The organism is Streptomyces sp. NPDC058646 (assembly GCF_042716875.1).
Taxonomy (GTDB): domain Bacteria; phylum Actinomycetota; class Actinomycetes; order Streptomycetales; family Streptomycetaceae; genus Streptomyces.
Genome location: NZ_JBHXRK010000001.1, coordinates 372,202 through 392,868, shown reverse-complemented (window position 1 = coordinate 392,868; position 20,667 = coordinate 372,202). Strand labels below are relative to the sequence as shown.

15 protein-coding genes are annotated in these 20,667 nt (G+C 73.4%); 8 read left to right on the top strand and 7 right to left on the bottom strand.

What is annotated here, in order from left to right:
• Nucleotides 1–8: 8 nt before the first annotated feature.
• Nucleotides 9–1,397 carry a DUF1996 domain-containing protein gene (locus ACFWUZ_RS01740; protein ID WP_384365337.1) on the top strand — a complete coding sequence of 463 codons (1,389 nt, stop codon included), beginning with the start codon at nt 9–11 and terminating at the stop codon, nt 1,395–1,397.
• Nucleotides 1,398–1,554: 157 nt separating this feature from the next.
• Complete coding sequence (locus ACFWUZ_RS01735) at nt 1,555–2,382, top strand: RNA polymerase sigma factor (RefSeq protein WP_384365334.1); 828 nt, start codon at nt 1,555–1,557, stop codon at nt 2,380–2,382.
• Between the two features lie 106 nt (nt 2,383–2,488).
• Here the strand turns inward: ACFWUZ_RS01735 and ACFWUZ_RS01730 are convergent, their stop codons facing one another.
• A complete protein-coding gene (locus tag ACFWUZ_RS01730; protein WP_384365331.1) occupies nt 2,489–3,766 on the bottom strand; it encodes a PucR family transcriptional regulator in 1,278 nt (425 codons plus the stop codon).
• 490 nt (nt 3,767–4,256) lie between these two features.
• Between ACFWUZ_RS01730 and ACFWUZ_RS01725 the strand changes: the two genes are divergently transcribed.
• The 5 genes from ACFWUZ_RS01725 (at nt 4,257) to ACFWUZ_RS01705 (ending at nt 10,225) form a co-directional block, all read left to right on the top strand.
• Entirely contained in the window at nt 4,257–5,192 is a 936-nt protein-coding gene (locus tag ACFWUZ_RS01725) for a hypothetical protein (RefSeq protein WP_384365328.1), read from the top strand.
• Nucleotides 5,189–6,637 (top strand): NADH-ubiquinone oxidoreductase-F iron-sulfur binding region domain-containing protein, encoded by a 1,449-nt coding sequence (locus ACFWUZ_RS01720; RefSeq protein WP_384365325.1) that lies wholly within the window; start codon nt 5,189–5,191, stop codon nt 6,635–6,637. The genes ACFWUZ_RS01725 and ACFWUZ_RS01720 overlap by 4 nt, the downstream gene beginning before the upstream one ends.
• A gap of 157 nt (nt 6,638–6,794) precedes the next feature.
• Nucleotides 6,795–7,799 carry an SCO0930 family lipoprotein gene (locus ACFWUZ_RS01715; protein WP_384366277.1) on the top strand — a complete coding sequence of 335 codons (1,005 nt, stop codon included), beginning with the start codon at nt 6,795–6,797 and terminating at the stop codon, nt 7,797–7,799.
• A 92-nt stretch (nt 7,800–7,891) separates the two neighbouring features.
• Entirely contained in the window at nt 7,892–8,449 is a 558-nt protein-coding gene (locus ACFWUZ_RS01710) for a hypothetical protein (protein ID WP_384365322.1), read from the top strand.
• A 180-nt stretch (nt 8,450–8,629) separates the two neighbouring features.
• Nucleotides 8,630–10,225 carry an alpha/beta hydrolase gene (locus tag ACFWUZ_RS01705; protein WP_384366274.1) on the top strand — a complete coding sequence of 532 codons (1,596 nt, stop codon included), beginning with the start codon at nt 8,630–8,632 and terminating at the stop codon, nt 10,223–10,225.
• Nucleotides 10,226–10,279: 54 nt separating this feature from the next.
• Here ACFWUZ_RS01705 and ACFWUZ_RS01700 read toward each other — a convergent pair whose 3' ends face one another.
• From ACFWUZ_RS01700 to ACFWUZ_RS01680, 5 genes are all read right to left on the bottom strand, one after another.
• Nucleotides 10,280–10,735, bottom strand: coding sequence for an SRPBCC family protein (locus ACFWUZ_RS01700; protein WP_384365319.1), 456 nt, complete (start codon nt 10,733–10,735; stop codon nt 10,280–10,282).
• Nucleotides 10,736–10,784: 49 nt separating this feature from the next.
• Entirely contained in the window at nt 10,785–12,140 is a 1,356-nt protein-coding gene (locus ACFWUZ_RS01695; RefSeq protein ID WP_384365316.1) for an MFS transporter, read from the bottom strand.
• Nucleotides 12,141–12,215: 75 nt separating this feature from the next.
• A complete protein-coding gene (locus ACFWUZ_RS01690; RefSeq protein ID WP_384365313.1) occupies nt 12,216–12,629 on the bottom strand; it encodes a PaaI family thioesterase in 414 nt (137 codons plus the stop codon).
• Nucleotides 12,630–12,709: 80 nt separating this feature from the next.
• Nucleotides 12,710–14,734 carry an FAD-dependent oxidoreductase gene (locus ACFWUZ_RS01685; protein ID WP_384365310.1) on the bottom strand — a complete coding sequence of 675 codons (2,025 nt, stop codon included), beginning with the start codon at nt 14,732–14,734 and terminating at the stop codon, nt 12,710–12,712.
• Between the two features lie 313 nt (nt 14,735–15,047).
• A complete protein-coding gene (locus ACFWUZ_RS01680) occupies nt 15,048–15,176 on the bottom strand; it encodes a hypothetical protein (RefSeq protein WP_384365307.1) in 129 nt (42 codons plus the stop codon).
• Nucleotides 15,177–15,354: 178 nt separating this feature from the next.
• Between ACFWUZ_RS01680 and ACFWUZ_RS01675 the strand changes: the two genes are divergently transcribed.
• Nucleotides 15,355–16,287 carry an ankyrin repeat domain-containing protein gene (locus ACFWUZ_RS01675; RefSeq protein WP_384366271.1) on the top strand — a complete coding sequence of 311 codons (933 nt, stop codon included), beginning with the start codon at nt 15,355–15,357 and terminating at the stop codon, nt 16,285–16,287.
• Nucleotides 16,288–17,568: 1,281 nt separating this feature from the next.
• Here ACFWUZ_RS01675 and ACFWUZ_RS01670 read toward each other — a convergent pair.
• Nucleotides 17,569–20,592: an alpha-mannosidase gene (locus ACFWUZ_RS01670; protein WP_384365304.1), complete on the bottom strand. Its 3,024-nt coding sequence runs from the start codon at nt 20,590–20,592 to the stop codon at nt 17,569–17,571.
• Nucleotides 20,593–20,667 lie beyond the last annotated feature (75 nt).

Sequence of the window (20,667 nt, the reverse complement as noted above, 5' to 3'; positions counted from 1 at the left end):
GTGATCGCATGAGTCAAAAGGGCCATAAACGCCCCCGCTTGTCGAACAAGCTCCTGGCCGTGGTCTCCGCCCTGGTACTGGGCGGCGGCGGCGTCGCCGTGGTCGCCGGCAACGCGTCCGCGGGCCAGGAGGACGACCGTACGGGGCAGGTGATGACCACCATCGACTGCCCGGACGTGGGTGACCGCCTCACGGCCGTCCCCGACCAGGCCCGGGCGGAGGTCGACGAGAACCTCGCCCAGCTGGACGACCAGGTGGCCGACGCCTACCGGCGCCTCGCCGCCGGAGAGGCGGAGGGGGACGCCCTCCTCGGTGAACTCCGTGACCAGCGCGGCAAGTCCATCACGCAGGTCGCCGACGCGATCGGCCGCTCCGGAGCCCGCCCGGAAGGGCTGGAGGACCTCAGCGGGTGCGAGATGAAGCAGGCGGACGTCTCCGACGAGGGGGCCGGGGCACAGGGCGCCCAGGCCCTCGGAGCGGAGGGGCAGCGCGGCGGTGCGGACGCCTCCCGCAAGGGGGCTCCGGCGCGCGGCGACTTCGTCGCCATCGACAAGGTCCGGCCGAACGTCCGCACCCCCGTCCCGGCGCGCGGTGCCTCCACCGGCTCCTTCAGCTCCCGGTGCGGCACCAACGAGAACGGCCACTTCAACCCCGACAACGTGATCGTCGCGCCCGGCGTCTCCAACGGAGCGCACCACATGCACGACTACGTGGGCAACAACTCCACCGACGCCTTCTCCACCAACGACAGCCTCGCGGCCGCCGGCACCACCTGCGGCAACGGCGACCAGTCCACCTACTACTGGCCCGTGCTGCGCCTGCGCGACGGCAAGGCCGAACGGGACGCCGATGCCCCCGGCGGCGGCCAGGACGGCAACGTCGGCACCATCCTGCAGCCCAAGCAGGTGACCATCACCTTCAAGGGGAGCCCCGTCGGCCGTGTCACAGCCATGCCCCGCTTCCTGCGGGTCATCACGGGCGACGCCAAGGCCTTCACCAACGGCACGGCGAACGCCAACGCCTCGTGGAGCTGCACCGGATTCGAGAACCGCCAGCTGAAGGACAAGTACCCGATCTGCCCGAAGGGCAGCGACGTGGTGCGCACCTTCAACTTCCAGAGCTGCTGGGACGGCCGGAACACCGACAGCGCCAACCACCGCACCCACGTGGCCTTCGCCGACAGCGACGGCCGCTGCAAGAAAGGCTTCAAGGCCATGCCGCAGCTGGTGCAGCGCATCGTCTACGAGGTCGCGCCGGGCGCCCGCATCGCCGTGGACAGCTTCCCCGAGCAGCTCCACAAGCCGGTGACCGACCACGGCGACTTCATCAACGTGATGTCGGACGGCCTGATGGCCCGGGCGGTGGACTGCATCAACAGCGGGCGCACCTGCCGCTGACGCCCCGGTCCCGGTCCCGGTCGCCCCCTCGCTCCCGGGCCGGGCGCTCCCTCCCCCACCCATCGCGCCCGCCCCGGGACAGGTGTCGGCCCGAAGCCGACTTCGGGCCGACACCGCTTCCCGCACCCGTCCGGGCGCACGACCGACGAGGAGTGCCATGACCGCCCCGCGAGACACCGCGGACGGCCCGCCGGCCCCGGGCGGCGCCCCCGCCGCCCCCTCCGACGAGGAGCTGACCCGGCGGCTCCGGGCCGGCTGCGGTCCGGACGCCGCGGACCCGGAGGTGTACGACGTCCTGTACCGGCGCCACCGCCGGGCGGCCCTGGCGTACGCGCGCACCTGCTGCCGTACCCCGCAGGACGCGGAGGACCTCGCGTCGGAGGCGTTCCTGCGGACCTTCCGCGCCGTCCGCGCCGGCGCCGGCCCCCGGGGATCCTGGCGGGCCTACCTGCTGGCCGTGGTCCGCCACACCGCCATGGAGTGGCGCAGCGGGGACGGGCTGACCCTGCTGACGGCGGACCCCGGCGCCTGGTGCGGGCCGGAGCCCGCGGGAAGCGATCCACAGCGCCAGGTGCTGGCCGGGGAGGACCTCAGGATCGTCTCCCGCTCCTTCGAGGCGCTGCCCGAACGCTGGCGGGCCGTGCTGTGGCACACCCTCGTCGAGGAGGATCCGCCGCAGCGGGTCGCCGTGCTGCTGGGCATCACCCCCGGCGCGGTGACCTCGCTGGCCTTCCGGGCCCGGGAAGGACTGCGCGAGGCGTACCTGCGCGCCCACCTGGACACCGCGGCCGACGGCCCGTGCCGGCACTACGGCGGCATGCTCGGTGCGGCGGCCCGCCGGGGCGGCGCGGCGCGGCCCCGCGCCCTCGCGCGCCATCTGGCGGGCTGCGGGGCGTGTGCCCGGGCGTACGGGGAGCTGCTGGACCTCAGCTCGAGGATGCGCGGGGCCGCGCCCGGCTCCGGGACCTGCCTCGCCGCCTCGTAGCCGGGCGCCGCACCCGTGCGACGGCTCCGGCCCGGCCCCCGCGGAGGGGGGCCGGGCCGGAGCCGGTCCAGGGCGGGGCTCCGGCCGGGATTCGGACGGGGCCCGGTCACAAGCCGTTGACGCGCGCCATCCGGCCGACGACCAGGGGGGTGAAGTCGGCGGTGACGACGCGGGCCGTCCTGCGGCCCGCCCGGGCGTTCTGGCGGCGGACCTGGGCCATCAGGCGGCGGCTGCGCAGGGCCATCTCCAGTTCGAACCGGGTACGGGGGTCGCGCAGCCCGGGGCCGAACAGCTTCTCCAGCTGCCGCATGCGGTACCGCACGGTCTGCGGATGCACGTTCAGGGCCTTGGCGGCCTCCGGGGCGCCGCCACCCTCCAGCCAGGCGAGCAGCGTCACCTCCAGCCGTTCGCTCTGACGGGGGGTCAGGTCGGCCAGGGGGCGCAGCCACCGGGCCGCCAGGGCGTGCGCGAGGGGCTCGTCCTGGAGCAGCAGGAGGGTGGACAGGTGGTCGTCCACGAAGACGGCCCGGGCGTCCAGTCCGGCACGGGTGGGGGTCAGGGCGAGCAGCCGCAGGGCCCAGCGCAGCGAGGAGGCGGTGTCGCGCAGGGGGACCGCGTGGCCGACGGCGGCGGACCTTCCCCGCAGGGGGAGTTCGAGGAGGGCCCTGGTGTCCGGGTCGGGGCTGGGGACCAGCAGGCACGGACGGCCCGCGAACACGCCGGGGAGGGCCGTTGCCAGTGCGGTGGCCAGCTGGTGCGTCTCGCCGGGCGCGGCGAGCGCGACGGCCCGTACCGCCGGCGGGAGGGGCCAGCCGGCCGCCTCGGCCAGCTGGGTGAGGGAGGCGTCCGACGGAGCCCGGTCGTCGGTGAGCGCCCTGAAGAGTTCCTGCCGCGCGCCGGGGGGCCCGGCGTCCTCCGGCCGCTCGCCCTGACCGCCCCTCGGGCCGTCGCCGGGCGGGGATTCGCGTACCGGGTCGCGCTCGGGGTCGGGCAGGGACTCGCGGACGGAGTCCCGTACGGCCTCCCGCATGTCCTCGCGGCGGGCTTCGTGCCTGCCGTCGTGCCGCTCCTCGTACCCGGCGGCGGAGGACGCCCTCGTCACGGCCGCCGGGGGTGCCTCGGATGGTGCGGGTGCCGGGGCGGACGCCGGGGTCTGCCCAGCCGGTTCGCGGTATCCGAGGGCGTTGAGGAGGGCCTCCTCCACCTTCTGTCTGAGCAATTCCTCATCGACGGCATCGTTGTCATCGATAAGTTCGGAAAATTCCGGAATTCCATGCAGAAGCTCCTCCACTATCTCGGCGGCCAGCGCGGGGAGTTCCCTGCGCAGGACGCGGGTCCATTCGCCTCGGGGGCGGGACCAGATGCGGTTAAGAAGTTCGCACATCGTTACCTCGTTCGTGCCGGGGTGAGGCCTGTCCTCTGGGGGACACGACAAGCCCGCCGGGGTGGCCTCGCTCACCAACGTCCGTAACTGGCAAGCGAGTTGCGACCCTCGTACTCCCTCCTGGAGCGGTCCGGCCACGTACGGTCCCGCAGTTTTGCCGTGTTTTTGCCTTCGGGGACGCGTAGGTGGCGGGCGATGCGGTGGCCTGTCGCAACCTCCGCTGGAGGGGAATCTTCCGGTGTTGTTCGATGCGCCGCAGACGCGGTGCGAGAAATTATCACGTTTCGATAAATCCCGTGGAGATGCGGGGGAGCTCCACGATGCTGCTGCACTCCGGCCCAAGCACCCTCGGCCGGCGCGGGAGTTCACAGCGCTGCCGGGCACGACCGTAGACAAGTCCCGGGCATCGAGCGCCAGGTGGAGAGCTCGGAGCCCCGGGGACGTCCGGGGGATCAGGGTCGGGCACCCCCTAGGCGCACAGGAGAACCGGATGCCCCTGTCCCAGCCGTACCCGCCCCGTTCTCACCGAGCCCGCCGCAGAAGTCGTCACGCGGCGGCAGCAGCGGCTCCGGCCGCCGGACGGCGGGCCGTCCGGCGGCCTTCCCTCCTGCCCGTCGCCGGAAGGCTGCGCCCCGGCGCGGTCTCCGCCTGCGCCGCGGCCCTCGTCTCCCTCGTCGTGGCCGCCCGCGCGGGCGCCCTGAGCCACGTCTGGGACTTCCTCGACTTCGGGGCGGGCGTCCTGTCCCTCGTCTCGCTCACCGCCACGGTCCTGTGGGGGCTGGTGGCCACCGACCGGGTGCTGCTGGAGTCGGGCCACCGGCTGCTCGCGCAGGGAGCGCACCGCGGGCTGGCCGTGGCGGGGCTGGGCTTCCTGGCCCTGCACATCTGGGTCAAGGTCGCCGAGGAGCAGACGACCGCCGCCGCGGCCCTCCTGCCGTTCGCGGACCCGGACCGGCCCGTGCTCATCGGTCTCGGCACGCTCGCCGGGTACCTCTTCGTGGCCGTGGCCGTGTCCGGCGCGGTGCGCAGCGTCTTCGCCACCAAGAGCCGCTCCCTGTGGTGGCGCGCCCTCCACATAGGCGCCTATCCGGCGTGGGGCGCCTCCTTGGTGCACGGGCTCAAGGCGGGCCGTCCCGCCGACGCCTGGGTGACGGCGGCCTACGCGCTGTGCCTGGCCGGCGTCGCCACCGTCCTCGCCTTCCGGCTCAGGTCCAGGATGCACGGGGCGCCCCCCGTACGGCCGCCCGCGCGGCCGCCCTTCCAGCCTCCGCCCCGTCCGACGGTCCGTCCGTCGGTCCCGCCCGCTGCCGTCCGCGTACCGGCCCACCGCCGGCCGGCGCCGAACCCGGCTCCGGCGCCGGCTCAGCGGTCCTTCGTCCACGCCCCCCTGGTGGACTCCCTCGCCGCGCAGGAGCGGCAGCTGTGACCGGCGGGCCGCGTCCGGGCCTGGGCTGCGTGGGCGCGCCCCGGCTGCTGGCCGGACTCGACCTGATCGCCCGGCTCGACCGGGTGGCCCATCTGAACGCGCACGGCTCACTGCCCCGGTACCACCCGGAAGAACTCGTCGCCCTCGCCGACGACATCGACCTGCGGGGCCGCGGCGGGGCGGGCTTCCCCTTCGCCCGCAAACTGCGCGCCGTCATCCGGTCGGCCAAGGGCCAGGGCGGAGCCTCGGCGGTGGTGGTCAACGGCAGTGAGGGAGAGCCGAGTTGTCTGAAGGACACCGCCCTGCTCCTGCACGCACCGCACCTGGTGATCGACGGGGCCCTGCTGGCCGCGGCCGCGCTCGACGCCGAGGAGGTCGTGGTGGCCGTGACCCGCACGGACGTGGAGCAGTCGGTGGGCGAGGCCGTCGCGGAGCGCGGTCCGGGCGGCCGCCGGGTGCGGGTGGCCCTGCTGCCGGAGCGCTTCGTGACGGGTGAGGGGACGGCCCTCGTCAGCGGGCTGAACGGAGGTGCCGCCCTGCCGTCGGGGCGGAAGATACGGACCAGTGAGAGGGGCCTGGGTGGTGTGCCCACGCTGCTGTCGAACACCGAGACCTTCGCCCAGCTGGCGGTGGCGGCCCGGCTCGGCGCGCAGGACTACCGTGCGGCCGGGCTGCCCGCCGAGCCGGGCACCGTGCTGCTGACCGTGGCCGGCTCCACGGTCGTCGAGGTGCCGACCGGGACCTCGCTGGCGTACGTCCTGGACCTGTGCGGCACCGAACCGGGCCAGGGCGTCCTGGTCGGCGGGTTCCACGGCCGGTGGCTCGACCCCGGTTCCGCCCGCACGGCGCAGGTATCGCGGCAGTCCCTGTCCTCCTACGACGCCGTGCTCGGCGCGGGGGCGGTGCTGCCCCTGCCCGAGGACACCTGCCCGGCCGGTGAGGTGGCCCGGGTGACCCGCTGGATGGCCAAGGAGTCGGCCGGGCAGTGCGGGCCCTGCGTCCGCGGCCTGCCCGCACTGGCCGACGTGCTCGAGGGCGCCGTCGCCGGAGGGGGCCGGGCCGCACTGGAGGCGGTGGAGGCCCGGGTGCTGTCCGTACGGGGCCGGGGTGCGTGCAGTCATCCGGACGGAACCTCACACTTCGTGGCTTCGGCCCTCGCCGCCTTCCCGGACGAGTTCCGGGACCATGCCCTCGGCAGCGGGTGCGGACGGCGGGTGCTGGGAGCGCTGCCGCTGCCACGGGACGAGAGTCCCGAACGGCTGGTCGTGGACTGGACCCTGTGCAAGGGGCACGGGCTGTGCGTGGACATCCTTCCCGACGTCGTACGGCTCGACGCGGACGGCTACCCGGCACACGCGTCGATGCCGGTGCCGGCCCGGCTGCGGCCCAAGGCCCTGCGGGCGGTGCGCCGCTGCCCGGCCCTCGCCCTGCGCATCCAGGACTGACGGATGGACGTCCCCGGACCGCACCGAGTTCAATCTTGGCGCGATCTGACAAATTCCCTTGGATATTCGCTCCCCCTCTCCCCGGCCCCGTATCAATGAGCGAAGGGACCGAAGAAAAGAAACGCGGAACCGTTCTGAAGGAGAGATCGTGAAGAGAATGCATCGTGGGATATTCGCCGGGTCGGCGGTCGCCGCCCTTCTGCTGACTGCCGGATGCGGAACCTCCGACAAGCCTTCCGGACAGGGAAATTCGGTCGTGCCCGTGGGCGGCAGCCAACAGCTCGGGTCCGGCGCCGGCGACGCCTACGGATCGGGGGCGGGGTACGGCAGCGGCGCCGACCCGAGCGCGGCGGACCCGGCGGGTGCGGCGGCCGCGGGGGCCCCCGCCGGAGAGCTGAAGGCCCAGCAGGTCGCGGCCCTGGGCACCACCGTCACCGACGCCCAGGGCTTCACGCTCTACCGCTTCGACAAGGACACGCCCAAGCCCCCCAAGTCCGCCTGCGAGGGGGACTGCGCCACCGCCTGGCCCCCGGTGGCGGCGGACGACGCCACGGCCGGCGAGGGCATCGACGGGGGCCTCCTCGGATCGGTCGCCCGGGCCGACGGCACCCGCCAGCTGACGCTCGCCGGGTGGCCCGTGTACCGCTACGCGAAGGACACCAAGCCGGGCGACACCCTCGGCGAGGGCGTCGGCGGCACCTGGCACGCACTCGGCCCCGACGGGAAGCCGGCGGCGCCCGCCAAGGCCCCGGCCCCCGCCCCGGCTCCGGAGGAGAAGGAGGAGAAGGAGGAGGGCGGGCAGGGGGCCGAACTGTCCGTCAACCCTGACGCCACGCTCGGCCACGTGGTCGCGGACGCGGAGGGCCGGACCCTGTACCGCTTCGACAAGGACAGCGCCTGGCCGATGAAGATCGGCTGCGTCGGCGCCTGCCTGGACACCTGGAAGCCCGCCGCCCCCGTGGACAAGACAAAGGTAAACGGAATCGATCCCAAATTGATCGGGACGGTGAAGCGACCCGATGGGAGCGAGCAATTGACCATCGATTGCTGGCCGGTCTATTCCTTCACCGGCGACGCGCAGCCCGGCGATATCACCGGTCACAACAAGCAAGGCCTCTGGTTCGCCGTGACCGAAAAGGGAAAGAAGGCCAAGGCTTCCTGAGCAGAGTGACGACCACCCCCTGAACACGTGGCGCCCGGGCCTCCTCCCCTCCCGGGCGCCACGGCCGCCCGCCCATCCCCCGTGAGGTCGCCATGGCATCGCCGGACCGCCCGAACCGCGTCGTCCGCCCCGCCCGGGCGGCGCTCGCCGCGCTGTGCGCCGCACTGCTGTACGGAGGCTGCGCCGGGAGCCCGGCGGCGGACGCCCCCGACACCCCGGACACCCCGGACACCCCGCCCGTCTCGGTCGAGCAGATCGCCGCCGCCATCGGCTGCGCCGCCGAACTGAGCGTGGAGGCCGAGGAGTTGCGGCAGGGCGGGTGCGAGACCGGGCAGGGCGCCTTCCGCATGGCCAGCTTCGCCGCCGACCGGGGCCTGCGCGACTGGCTGACCGAGGCCAAGGCCTACGGGGGCACGTACCTGGTGGGGAACCGCTGGGTGGTCACCGCCCCCTCCGCGGAGGCCCTGGAGGCGCTGCGCGGGCGGCTCGGCGGCTCCCTGGAGTCGGGATCCGCACACACCGCACACCCGGCCGCCTCCCCCACCACCTCCCCCACCGCCTCTCCTGCCGAACCCCCTGCCGCCTCTCCTGCCGAACCCCCTGCCGCCTCCCCTGCCGACCCCCCCGCCGCCTCCCACAGCGGGCACTGACCCGCCCCGGCACACCGCGGCCGTCCGGCCCACCGCCCCGGCGCGTCGGCCAGTTGTCCTGATTTCGCCTCGTTCGTGAGAAGCATGCGGCCCGGCCCTCCGGGATGATTCGCCCGGCCCGCCCCATGCAACAAGGTGAGCGCGTAAGCGACTTCAGCGAAAGGAAACGGCAACGTGCGCATGAAACGCCTCGCACCGCTGCTCGCCACCGCCGGACTCCTGGCAACGACCGTGCCCCTGCTGGCCGCGACCCAGGCCACCGCCGCCCCGGCGGCCCCATACCTCCAGCAGAAGCCCGCATGGCAGCGTTGCAGCCCCGATCGGCCGGCCTCGTACGAATGCGCCACCATCAAGGTCCCGCTCGACTACCGGCGTCCCACCGGACGCACCATCGACCTCGCCCTGTCCCGGATCAAGAGCGAGAACCCGGCCAAGCGGCACGGCGTCATGCTGTTCAACCCCGGCGGCCCCGGCGGTTCGGGCCTCGACCTGCCCCTGCTGATGAACGAAGCGATGCCCAAGGACGTGCGCGACCAGTACGACCTCATAGGCTTCGACCCGCGCGGCGTGGGCGCCAGCAGCCCGATCAGCTGCGGGCTGGCGGAAGACGAGCAGAACTTCCTGCGTCCGTACAAGCCGGAGACCTTCCCCTCCGACGTGGACTGGGCGCGGTCCGTCGCCGACAAGTGCCGCGAGAAGGCCGGCGCGTCACTGCCGCACATCACCACGCGCAACACGGCGCGCGACATGGACACGATCCGCGCGGTGCTGGGCGAGCGGAAGATCTCGTACGTGGGCTACTCGTACGGGACCTACCTGGGCTCGGTGTACACGCAGATGTTCCCCGGCCGCACCGACCGCTTCGTCCTCGACAGCGGGGTGGACCCGCAGCGCATCTGGCGCGACATGGTGCGGGTCTGGGCGTCCGAGGCCGAACCGGCCTTCGCCCGCTGGACCGGCTGGGCCGCCGAACGCTCGGGCGAGCACGGGCTCGGCGACACCCCGAAGAAGGTCTCCGACACCTTCTGGGGGCTGGTGGCGCGCGCCGACCGGGAGCCGATCGACTTCGAGGGGCTCAAGCTCACGGGTGACGACATCCGCAGCGCCCGGGCGGTGTTCTTCTACCCGGCACAGGCCACCCGAGTCATCGTGGCCGTCAAGGCCGCGGCGGAGGGCACGCCGCAGCCCGATCCGTCCGGCGTGGCGGAGGTGAAGAGGCTGCTCACCACGGGCACCGGCGCCCCGGCTCCGGCAGACGGCGCCGGGCCGGAGCTGCCCGCGGACAACAGCACGGCCGTCTTCCTGGCCGTGGCGTGCGGGGACACCGGCAACTGGCCCCGCTACACCGAGCAGTACGAGCGGGACGCAGCGAGGGACAAGGCCGCGTACCCGCTGTACGGGGACTTCGTCTCCAACGTCATGCCGTGCGCCTTCTGGCAGCGGCCGGTCGAGGCGGCCACGCCGATGCGGACCAGGGCGAACGTACTGACGGTGCAGAACGAGTGGGACTCGCAGACCCCGCTGGTCAGCGGGCAGGGCCTGCACCGTGCGCTGAAGGGCTCCCGGATGGTGCTGGTGGAGGGCGGTGAGGGCCACGGCGTGTACCTCGCCGACCCCAACTCCTGCGCCAACGAGCACGTCAACGCCTACCTGGCCACGGGCCGGCTGCCGGCCGGGAACGTGACCTGCCAGAACCCGCCCGCCGCCGCGGAGCAGCGGGATGCGCTGACCCCGCGGAAGCCGCTGCCCGTCCCGGCCGGACCCGGGCGGTTCTGACCGGGCGGTCCCGACCCGTCACTGAGGGCCGGCCCGCCGGCGGCTCAGAACGGCTCAGGACGAGGGCGAGGACGCCTCCACCGCCGCCTTGATGCGGCGGCCGAAGTCGGGGGCGTCCTTGCGGGCCGCACGGAGCGCGAGCCCGACGAGGAGACGGCCGAGGCCGTGCCCTTCGAGGGTGTTGAAGATGCGGAGCCGGGTGCGGCCGCCGGGCAGGGCCTCCAGGTCGTAGCCGCCCTCGGCCGTCACCAGGTTCTTGCTCTGCTCCGTCCAGCGGATCAGGCGCGGCGGCTCGAAGCCGACGATGCGGAACTCACGGCGGGTCCTCATCCCGGCGTCCTTGACCGTGCTGCGGAAGACGGTGCCCAGCGCGGTCGGCCCGCCGGGGGTCTTGATGATCTGCTGGACGCGCGGGCTGAACTCGGGGTCGTTGCGCCCGTCGGCGAGGTACGCGAAGACCTCGTCGACAGGCCGGTCGATGTCGACACCGGCCTCGAACTGTCCGGACATGTCGGCTCCTCGGTGCGGTGCTCGCGATCCACGGTGGCAGAGCAGCACCCTATGCGCGCGCCGACGGCCCCGTCCGCGCACCACGCGGAGCGGACCGCGGCCCGCCGGGCCGCGCGGCCGCCCCGATCCGGCTGCCGCGCAGCGGGGTGAGCAGCCCGGCGCAGAGGATCAGCAGGCACGACGCCCCGGCGGCCAGGCTGACGGCCGGGACCCCGTGCCGGGCCGCCAGGACCGTGAGCACCGCCGCGCCCACCGGGCCCGAGGCGTTGTGCACGGTCCAGAAGGCGGAGGTCACGCGGCCCAGGAGGTGTTCGGGGGTCACCTCCTGGCGCAGCGTCATGCTGCACACCCCTCCCAGGGTCATCCCGAACATGGATACGGCGGCCAGCACCGCGATCAGCGGCACGCTGCGGCTGACGCCGGTTCCGGCCACCGCCAGGCCGATCATCGCGACCGAGGCCAGCCAGCATGCCCCGAAGCCGAATACCCGGCGCAGCATCCCCGCGGCGAAGGCGGCGACGAGGGCGCCGGCCCCGCCGGCGGCGATCACGTAGCCGAGGGTCGCGGCGTCCCGGCCCAGGTCGTGCTGGACCCGGTAGATCAGCAGGTCGGTGGCGCCCATGGTGAGGAAGGTCAGCAACGTGAGCAGCACCGTCAGCGGGCGCAGCAGCGGATGGGCCCACAGGAAGCGGAAGCCGACGACGAACACCTCCCGGAGCACTCCTTCCCGCCCGCACTCCCAACCGCCCTCCTCCTTCGCCTCCCGGCAGGCCGGCCGGCCGAAGCGGACCCGGGCCAGGCTGGCCGCGGAGACGAGGAAGGTCGCCCCGTCGACGGCCAGCGCCCAGTCCGCTCCCACCGCGGCCGTGAGGACGCCCGCGGCCACCGGCCCGAGCAGGGTTCCGAAGGCGAAGGTGCTCATCAGGCGGCCGTTGGCGGCGGTGAGGTCCTGCGGGCGCACCAGATCCGGCACGGCCGTCACGTAGGCCACGTCGAAGAGGGTCTTCAACACCCCGACCAGCGCGGTCAGTACGTACAGCAGCCAGATCCGCGGCCCCGCGATCCAGAGCAGGGGCACCGCGCCGAGCAGCAGCCCCCGGGCCAGGTCGCAACCGATCATGAGGCGGCGGCGGTCGACGCGGTCCACCACATATCCGGCGAACACCCCCGTGACGATGCCCGAGACCCCGGACACGACGGTGACCAGGCCCATCTGGACGAGGGACCCGGTGGTGTGGAGGACGAGCAGCGGGAGCGCGAGCAGGGAGACGGACCCGCCGAGGACGGACAGGGCCTGGCCGAGCCAGAACACGGTGAAGTCCTTGTTCCGCCCCAACGGGCGGCGCTCGGGCGGCCGGTGTCGTCCGGGGCCTTCGGGTCGCTGTCCTGCTTCCGTGCCGGTCACCCGGGGACGGTACGCGGGGCGGCCCCGGTGTGTCGTGCGCTTTTCCGTCCGGGGCCGCGCCGCCCGGACGACCCGTCAGCCGAGGAGTGCGTAGACCGTGGAGGCCGTGGCGGCGGGTTCGGTGGCCCCCTCGGGGGTCATGGTGACATCGGCGAAGGCCATCCGCCGGCCGAGCTTGGTCACCCGTACGTGGATCAGTACGTCCGCGCCGACCACCGGCCGCTGGAAGCTCGTCGACTGCTGGACGGTGGTCATCGGCCCGTACTCCCCGCGCGCGGCGGAGACGGCGATGACGGTGGCCGTGTCGGCGGCCGCCATCAGGGCCTGCCCCGAGAGTCCGCCGCCGTCCCGGGCCAGGGCGTCGGACCAGGGCAGCCGCAGGACGGCGTGCCGCTCGCCGGTCTCCTGGACGGTCAGGCCGAGGGCCAGGACCCAGGGGGCGAAGTTGTCGGCGAGGATCGTGTCGGCGTCTGCCGGTGTCAGCGTCACCGGGAGATTGTGGCGGCCCGGGCCGGGCCGCCACAACACCTTGGAGCCAGGAGGTTCGCCGCCGGGACGACTTCCCGCGCTCAGAGGGTGGCGGCCAGCTCCGTACCCTGGCGGATCGCCCGCTTGGCGTCGAGCTCGGCGGCCACGTCGGCACCGCCGATGAGGTGCGCCTCGACCCCGGCCGCGCGCAGGGCCTCGTACAGGTCGCGGCGCGGCTCCTGGCCGGTGCAGAGGACCACCGTGTCGGCGGGCACCAGGCGCTGCTCTCCGTCGACGGTGATGTGCAGGCCCTCGTCGTCGATGCGCTCGTACGTGGCGCCGGCGACGGAGACCACACCGCGGTGCTTGAGTTCCGCGCGGTGGATCCAGCCGGTGGTGGTGCCGAGGCCCGCGCCGACCTTGGTTGCCTTGCGCTGGAGCAGGTGGACCTGGCGCGGGGGCGCGGGGCGGGCGGGGGCGGTGAGGCCGCCGGGGCCGGCGTACTCGGTGTCCACGCCCCAGTGCCGGAAGTACACGGCGGGATCCTGGGAGGCGCCCTCGCCGCTGTCGGTCAGGTACTCGGCCACGTCGAAGCCGATGCCGCCGGCGCCGACGACGGCGACGCGCTCGCCGACGGGGGCTCCGTCGCGCAGGACGTCCAGGTAGCTCACGACGTCGGCGCGGTCCACGCCGTCGATCGCGGGGGTGCGGGGGGTGACGCCGGTCGCGACGACGACCTCGTCGTAGCCCTGGAGGGCCGCCACGTCCGCGCGGGTGTTCAGGCGTACCTCGACGCCGCTCTCGACGAGCTGCGTGCCGTAGTAGCGGATGGTCTCCTCGAACTCCTCCTTGCCGGGGATGCGGCGGGCGACGTCGAGCTGGCCGCCGATGTGGCCGGAGGCCTCGAAGAGGGTGACGGCGTGGCCCCGGCCGGCGGCGGAGACGGCGCAGGCGAGGCCCGCGGGACCGGCTCCGACGACGGCGACGCGCTTCTGCAGCCGGGTCGGCGACAGGACGAGTTCCGTCTCGTGGCAGGCGCGCGGGTTGACCAGGCAGCTGGTGATCTTGCCGCTGAAGGTGTGGTCGAGGCAGGCCTGGTTGCAGCCGATGCAGGTGTTGATGGTCTCGGCGCGGCCTGCCGCGGCCTTGGCGACGAAGTCGGCGTCGGCCAGGAAGGGCCGGGCGAGGGAGACCAGGTCGGCGCGCCCGTCGGCGAGCAGCTCCTCGGCGATCTCCGGGGTGTTGATGCGGTTGCTGGTGACGAGGGGGACGGAGACCGACCCCATCAGCCGCTTGGTGACCCAGGTGTAGGCGCCGCGCGGGACGGAGGTGGCGATGGTCGGGATGCGGGCCTCGTGCCAGCCGATGCCGGTGTTGATGATGGTGGCGCCGGCCGCCTCGACCTCCTTGGCGAGGTGGACGACCTCGTCCAGGGTGGATCCGCCGGGGATCAGGTCCAGCATGGACAGCCGGTAGATGAGGATGAAGTCCTCGCCGACGGCGGCGCGCGTGCGGCGGACGATCTCCAGCGGGAAGCGCACACGGTTCTCGTACGCGCCGCCCCAGCGGTCGGTGCGCCGGTTGGTGGCGGCGGCGATGAACTCGTTGACCAGGTAGCCCTCGGAGCCCATGATCTCGACGCCGTCGTATCCCGCGAGCTTGGCCAGGCGGGCGGCGCGGACGAAGTCCTCGACGGTGCGCTCGACCTGGACGTCGGTGAGCTCGTTCGGGACGAAGGGGCTGATGGGGGCCTGGAGGGCGCTGGGGGCGACCAGGTCCTTGTGGTAGGCGTAACGGCCGAAGTGGAGGATCTGCATGGCGATCTTCCCGCCCTCGGCGTGCACCGCCTCGGTGATCACCCGGTGCTCGGCGGCCTCCTCCTCGGTGGTGAGGCGGGATCCTCCCTCGAAGGGTCGGCCGGCGTCGTTGGGGGCGATGCCGCCGGTGACGATCAGCCCGGCCCCACCGCGGGCGCGCTCGGCGTAGAAGGCGGCGAGCCGCTCGAAGCCTCCCTCGTGCTCTTCGAGGCCGGTGTGCATCGAGCCCATGATCACGCGGTTCGGCAGGGTGGTGAAGCCGAGGTCCAGGGGGCTCAGCAGGTGCGGGTACCGGCTCTGGGAACTCATGAGGGGCGCCTCCTCGCGCGGGGGTGATGAACCTGTTCTAGCGAGGGCAGCCCGGTTTTGCAACTAAGTGCAAAACCCGTCGGGGCCGCACCTCACCAGGATCCCCACCAACCGGGGCCCCCTCCCCCACCCCTGTGGCGGACTTCACGCACCCCGGGCCGCGCGGGATCACACGCAGACCCCAGGAGACCCCTCCCCGCCGAGTGGCCCGCACCTCCCCCGTGCCACCCGTCCGGGCACGGGACCCGGTCAGCCCGCGGGCAGGGGAACGGGCCGGACCGCGGACGGAGAGCGGGGCCCTCGTCTGTTACAGCTAACTCGCATCGGTGGTGCGGGAGCCCGCGTTCTTGCCGGTGACGCGGCAGGTGACGTGACGCAGGAAGTCCGCGAAGGCCGTCGCGGCACCCGTACCCGTGGAGGACGCGAGGGTTTTCACCTGCATGTGACCCGGTTCGCCGGACCTGCCGAGCGTCCGGCTGACGGCTGCCTCGGCGCCCCAGCAGGGCCGCTTGTCAGACCTGTCGGTGATGCTGGGCGTACGGGACGGTGCGGTGGCAGGAGTCGGCCGGATGCACCTCGGAGGGGGACCAGTGTCGGATCGCAAGGATGGCTGGGCGGGCATGGGCTGGGAGAGCTGGGCGGACCTCGCCGGAATGACCCGGCGCCTCGACGAGGGTGCCGATCCGGAGGCGTGGAGCGGAGGGCGGCCCTTGCACCGGGCGGCGGCCTGGGGGTCACCACAGGTGGTCGCCGAGCTGGCTCGGCGCGTCCTGGACGTGGACGCGCTGGAGAACGGGACGACCGCCTTGTGGGAAGCCGTCTGGTCCGACCGGCCGGACAACGCGCGGGCCCTCGCCGCTGCCGGCGCGGATCCCTGGAAACCCCTGATCGGGGGCTGGTCACCGGGGCGTCTCAGCTTGGCCGGACCGACACCCGACCTGTTCGAGCTGCCTGAAGGCATGCGCGGCTTGAGCCTGGTGGAACGGACGGCCGCACGGGCGGGCGCACGACTCGTCGCCGCGCTTGCAGACCAGTACTACGAGGGCACGGGTCTCGCGTGCGTGGCTGGGATCGATGCCGAGGAAGCGATACGCCGCCTGGAGGCGACCCCGGCGGACGGCGAAGAACTGGAACGACTGCGCGAAGAACCCTGGGCGTACAACTTCGACGCGAGCCTGCAGATCGTGGGCGTGACCACCGTGCGGGGTGGTTGCGTCGTCACCCAGCCGTGGGGCTACGCGCCGTCGATGCCAGGGGTGTTGACCCGCCTGTCCGCCGGAACGGTCTGCTACGGGCTCTACGCCAACCCCAAGAGCGGCAACCAGGGCAGGATCGCCCGTGACGGCCGCATCGAAGGCTCGGACCTCCACCCGGGCGGCTGGCCAGACCCTGGCGACGGCCCCGAGGAGGTCCTGACCTCGTACCTCTACCGGCACAACGCAGTGGCCTACGCGTGCGGCTTCGCCGGCCTGCGGCTGACCGATCCACGCGCCGTCACGGGGCCGCCGGATCTGTGGGTCGAGCTGCCCCGGCGCGGTTACTGGGAAGAGTGACGCCGAGACGGTCACCACCCGTTCGCACCCGGCCGGCACGTGCCCCCGTACCGGGGGCTGCCGGAGATCCCCGGGGTACGGCCCCCCGCCGCAGCCCCGGCGCCGCAACGACCAGCCCTGGCTTTCCCTGACCGGGCAGGAGGCGGCTGTTGCGTCGCGGAGCCGGATCGCTACGGGGCCGAGCAGACGAGGATGCGGCCGTCGCCGGTACCGATGAGGAACCGGCCGGTGGCGGTGACGGTGAGAGCGGTCGGTACGGCGGAGACCGCGCCTACCGTGGTGCTGCCGCCAGCGCACGCTGACGTCGCCCACGTCGAGCGCAACCACCTCTCCGTCGTCGTACCCGATGGAGACGGTGGCCTCATCGGCGTCCAGGGCGGTGGCCTCCCGGCCGGTGCGGAACACCCACCGCGGGCGACCGTCGGAGACCTCGCGCCGGACCACGTACGACCCGCCGGGCTGGAGACCTCGGCCGTCGTACACCGTTCCGGCGTGGACCAAGGTTCCGTCCGCGGCCTCGATGCCGGGACCGCCGAAGTGGGTTTCGCCGGGCACCCAGGAGTACGGGAACATCCGCCGGGTGGCGAGCTCCAGGGGTTCGACGCGGCGTTCGGCCGGAGGGCCGTTCGAGGTCCGTGGCACAGACTCAGCGCTGGCCGTCCGCACAGAGCACCAGCGAGACGTACGACGACGGCGTGATGCGGCGGTCACGCACCCGCCCTCGGCGCCCGGAACCGTCCACGCTCTCCTCCCTGAGGGGAGCCGGCATTCCAGCCGTACCCCGTCGAGCGTGGCCAGGATCCGGCCGTCGGACAGTGCCTCGACCGCGCGGACATTGCGGCGCGATTCCCGGTCCGCGCTCAGCTCCGTGACCATTCGGCGGGCAGCCGCGCGGGCGTCGGGGCGCGGCGCCGGTCGCCGAGGATCCGGTCGACGGACAGGGGGAGGGGCATGGCGCCGATCTTCGCAGGACCCACGAGATCGGGCCACACGGTCCACTACGGCGCCGCCGTCCCTCTCCACGGGGGTGTGGGCAGCACCGGCATGAACTGCCGCGCGGCGGCGTCCCCGGCTCGTGCTGCGCAGGACGCTCATGCCGGACTGCGTCACCTGCTCGGAAGATCGGCATCCCGCTGCGTTCTCGTCAACCGGCGGAGCTGGAAGGGCGGCGTGCTCTCGCGGCACTGCGCACCGCACCGGCGGGCGGGCGGGGGCCCGACCGGCGGAATGACCCGCCGCCGCGCCCCCGCCGGGACTCCCGGCTCCGGCTCCGCTCCGGCGTCAGGTCCGGTGCAGGCGGAGCGTGACGATCTGGAACGGGCGCAGGGTCAGGGCGACCGTGCCGTCCGGGGTGGGGGTGCCCACCGCCGAGCCCTCCAGGGGGCGTTCGAGGAGGTCGCTCTCCACGGCCGCCGTGACCGGGAAGTCCGCCGTCAGGGTGGCCGTGGCGCGGCCGCCGCGGGATTCGTAGAGGCGGACGATCAGGTCGCCGCTGCGGTCCTCGGCCAGCTTGACCGCCTCCACCACCACCGCGTCCTCGTCGACGGCGAGCAGCGGGGCGACCGGGCCCGCCCCGGCCAGGGTGCGCTCGGGCAGGTTGAGCCAGTGGCCCTCGCGGACCGCGTCCCCGATCCCGGCGCCGGGGGCGAGCGAGAACCGCAGGGTGTGGGAGCCCTGGTCGGTCTCCGGGTCGGGATAGCGCGGCGCCCGCAGCAGCGAGAGCCGCACCGTGGTGGTCTGCCCGCCGTCGGGACGCACGTCACGGGTGACGTCGTGGCCGTACGTGGAGTCGTTGAGCAGCGCCACGCCCCAGCCGGGCTCCTCCGCGTGGATCCAGCGGTGGGCGCAGATCTCGAACTTGGCGGCCTCCCAGGAGGTGTTGGTGTGGGTGGCCCGGTAGACGTGTCCGAACTGCGTTTCGGAGGCGGTCCGTTCGGCCTTCACGTCCAGCGGGAAGGCGGCCTTGAGGAACTTCTCGCTCTCGTGCCACTCCACGTCCGTGACGATGTCGACCGTCTTGGCCCCGGCGCGCAGGGTGAGGGACTGGACGGCGGTGGAGTTCCCGAAGGAGCGCGTGACGCGTACGGTCGCGGACTCCGGACCGGCCTCGGCGATCTCCATCGTGTCCAGGCCGACGAGGTCGGTGACGTTGTTGCGGTAGAACGCGTCGATGTCCCAGGCGTCCCACATGTTGGGGAAGTCGGGGTGGATCTGGAGCAGGTTCGCCGCGGTCCCCGGCGCGACGGACTCGCGGTCCGCCTCCAGGTCGTAGGCCGAGACGATCAGCCCGCGGCCGTCGATCTCCACCAGCAGGCGCCCGTTGGCCAGGACGTGCCCGCCTCCGTGCCGCTCCTCCACGGTGACCGGCTGCGCGGCGGCGGCCGGTACCCCCGCCCCACCGGCCGGGATGCCGCGCCTCGCGTGCGGGGCGCAGTTGAAGACCACCTCCTCGGTGCCCTCCCCCGCCAGTGCCAGCTGCGCGGCCAGGACCATGCTGTCGAGCTCCGCGCGCACCGCCCGGTACGTCTCGCGCGCCTCGCGGTGCACCCAGGCGATGGACGAGCCCGGCAGGATGTCGTGGAACTGGTGGAGCAGCACCGTCTTCCAGATCCGCTCCAGGTCCTCGTACGGGTACGCGTACCCCGGCACCCGCACGGCGGCGGTGGCCGCCCACAGCTCGGCCTCGCGCAGCAGCGATTCGCTGCGCCGGTTGCCCTGCTTGGTCTTGGCCTGGGAGGTGTAGGTGCCGCGGTGCAGCTCCAGGTACAGCTCGCCGGCCCAGACGGGCGCGTCCTCGTACTCGGCGTGCGCCTTCTCGAAGAAGGCGTCCGGGCGCTCGATCTCGATCCGCGGCGAGCCTTCGAGGTCCCGCTGGCGCGCCGCCCGGGCCAAGTGCTCCCGGGTGGGGCCGCCGCCTCCGTCCCCCCAGCCGAAGGGGACCAGCGAGCGCGAACCCCGGCCCTTCTCGCGGTAGTTGCGGGCGGCGTGTGCCAGCTGGCTGCCGCCGAGGTCGGAATTGTAGGTGTCGACGGGCGGGAAGTGGGTGAAGACGCGGGTGCCGTCGATGCCCTCCCACCAGAAGGTGTGGTGCGGGAACGTGTTGACCTGGGACCAGGAGATCTTCTGGGTCAGGAACCACTTGGCTCCGGCGAGCTTGACGATCTGCGGCATCGCGGCGGTGTAGCCGAAGGAGTCGGGCAGCCAGACGTTGTGGGTCTCGATGCCGAACTCGTCGAGCAGGAACTTCTTGCCGTAGAGGAACTGGCGGGCCATGGCTTCGCCGCCGACCATGTTGGTGTCGGACTCCACCCACATGCCGCCGACGGGTACGAACTGGCCGTCCGCGATCTTCTTCTTGATCCGCTCGAAGAGCTCGGGCCGGTGGGTCTTGATCCAGTCGAGCTGCTGCGCCTGCGACATGGCGAAGACGAAATCGGGGTGCCCGTCCATGAGGTGGACCATGTTGGACGCGGTGCGGGAGACCTTGCGCACGGTCTCGCGCAGCGGCCACAGCCAGGCCGAGTCGATGTGGGCGTGGCCGACGGCGCTGATCCGGTGCGCGGAGGCATGGGCCGGGGAGGCGAGTACGCCGGCGAGTCGCCCGCGGGCGGCGGACGCGGTTCCCGGGACGTCCCCGAGGTCCACCGCGTCCAGGGCCGCGTCGACGGCGTGCAGGATCGCGTACCGCCGGGCGTCGTCGACACCGAGCTGGGTCATCAGGTCGTGGAGGACCTCGAGGTCCTGGACCAGCTCCCACACCTCGCCCTGGAAGAGGGTGAGGTCCATCCTGGCCAGCCGGTACAGGGGCTGCTCACCGCTGGTCTGCCGGTCCCCCTCGTACGTGGGCGCGTGGTCGACCAGGACCGGGTTGGCGGCGGCCTCGACGTACCACTCGACGCGCTCGCCGCCCTCGGCCCGGTCGGCGACGCGCACCCAGTCGTTGTACGGGTTCAGGGCCTTGACCTCGCCGCCGTCGGCCCGGTGGACCAGGCCCTCGCACTGGAACCCGGGCATCATCCGGTCGAAGCCGAGGTCGAGGACGGCCTCGACCGTCCGGCCCGCCCAGTCGGCCGGGACGGTGCCGGTGACCTTGAACCAGGTGGTCCCCCAGGCCGGGCCCCACGGCTCGCCGGCCCCACAGGGCCGGTACGGCGCGGCGAGCCCCTCGGCGACCGGGACGGGCTCGCCCGGGGCGTCCCAGCGCTCGACGGTCAGCGGGACGGGGTGGGTGTGGACGGCGGGTTTGATGCGTTCCCTGAGAACCCGGCGGAGGCGGTGTTCGGAGATGCTGCGCTCGTCGTGCATGACGGCTGCTCCAGGAGTCGGCAAGGTCGGGGGCGGAGATGCGGGGGGGAGGTCGGCGGCGATGGAGGGCGGTGG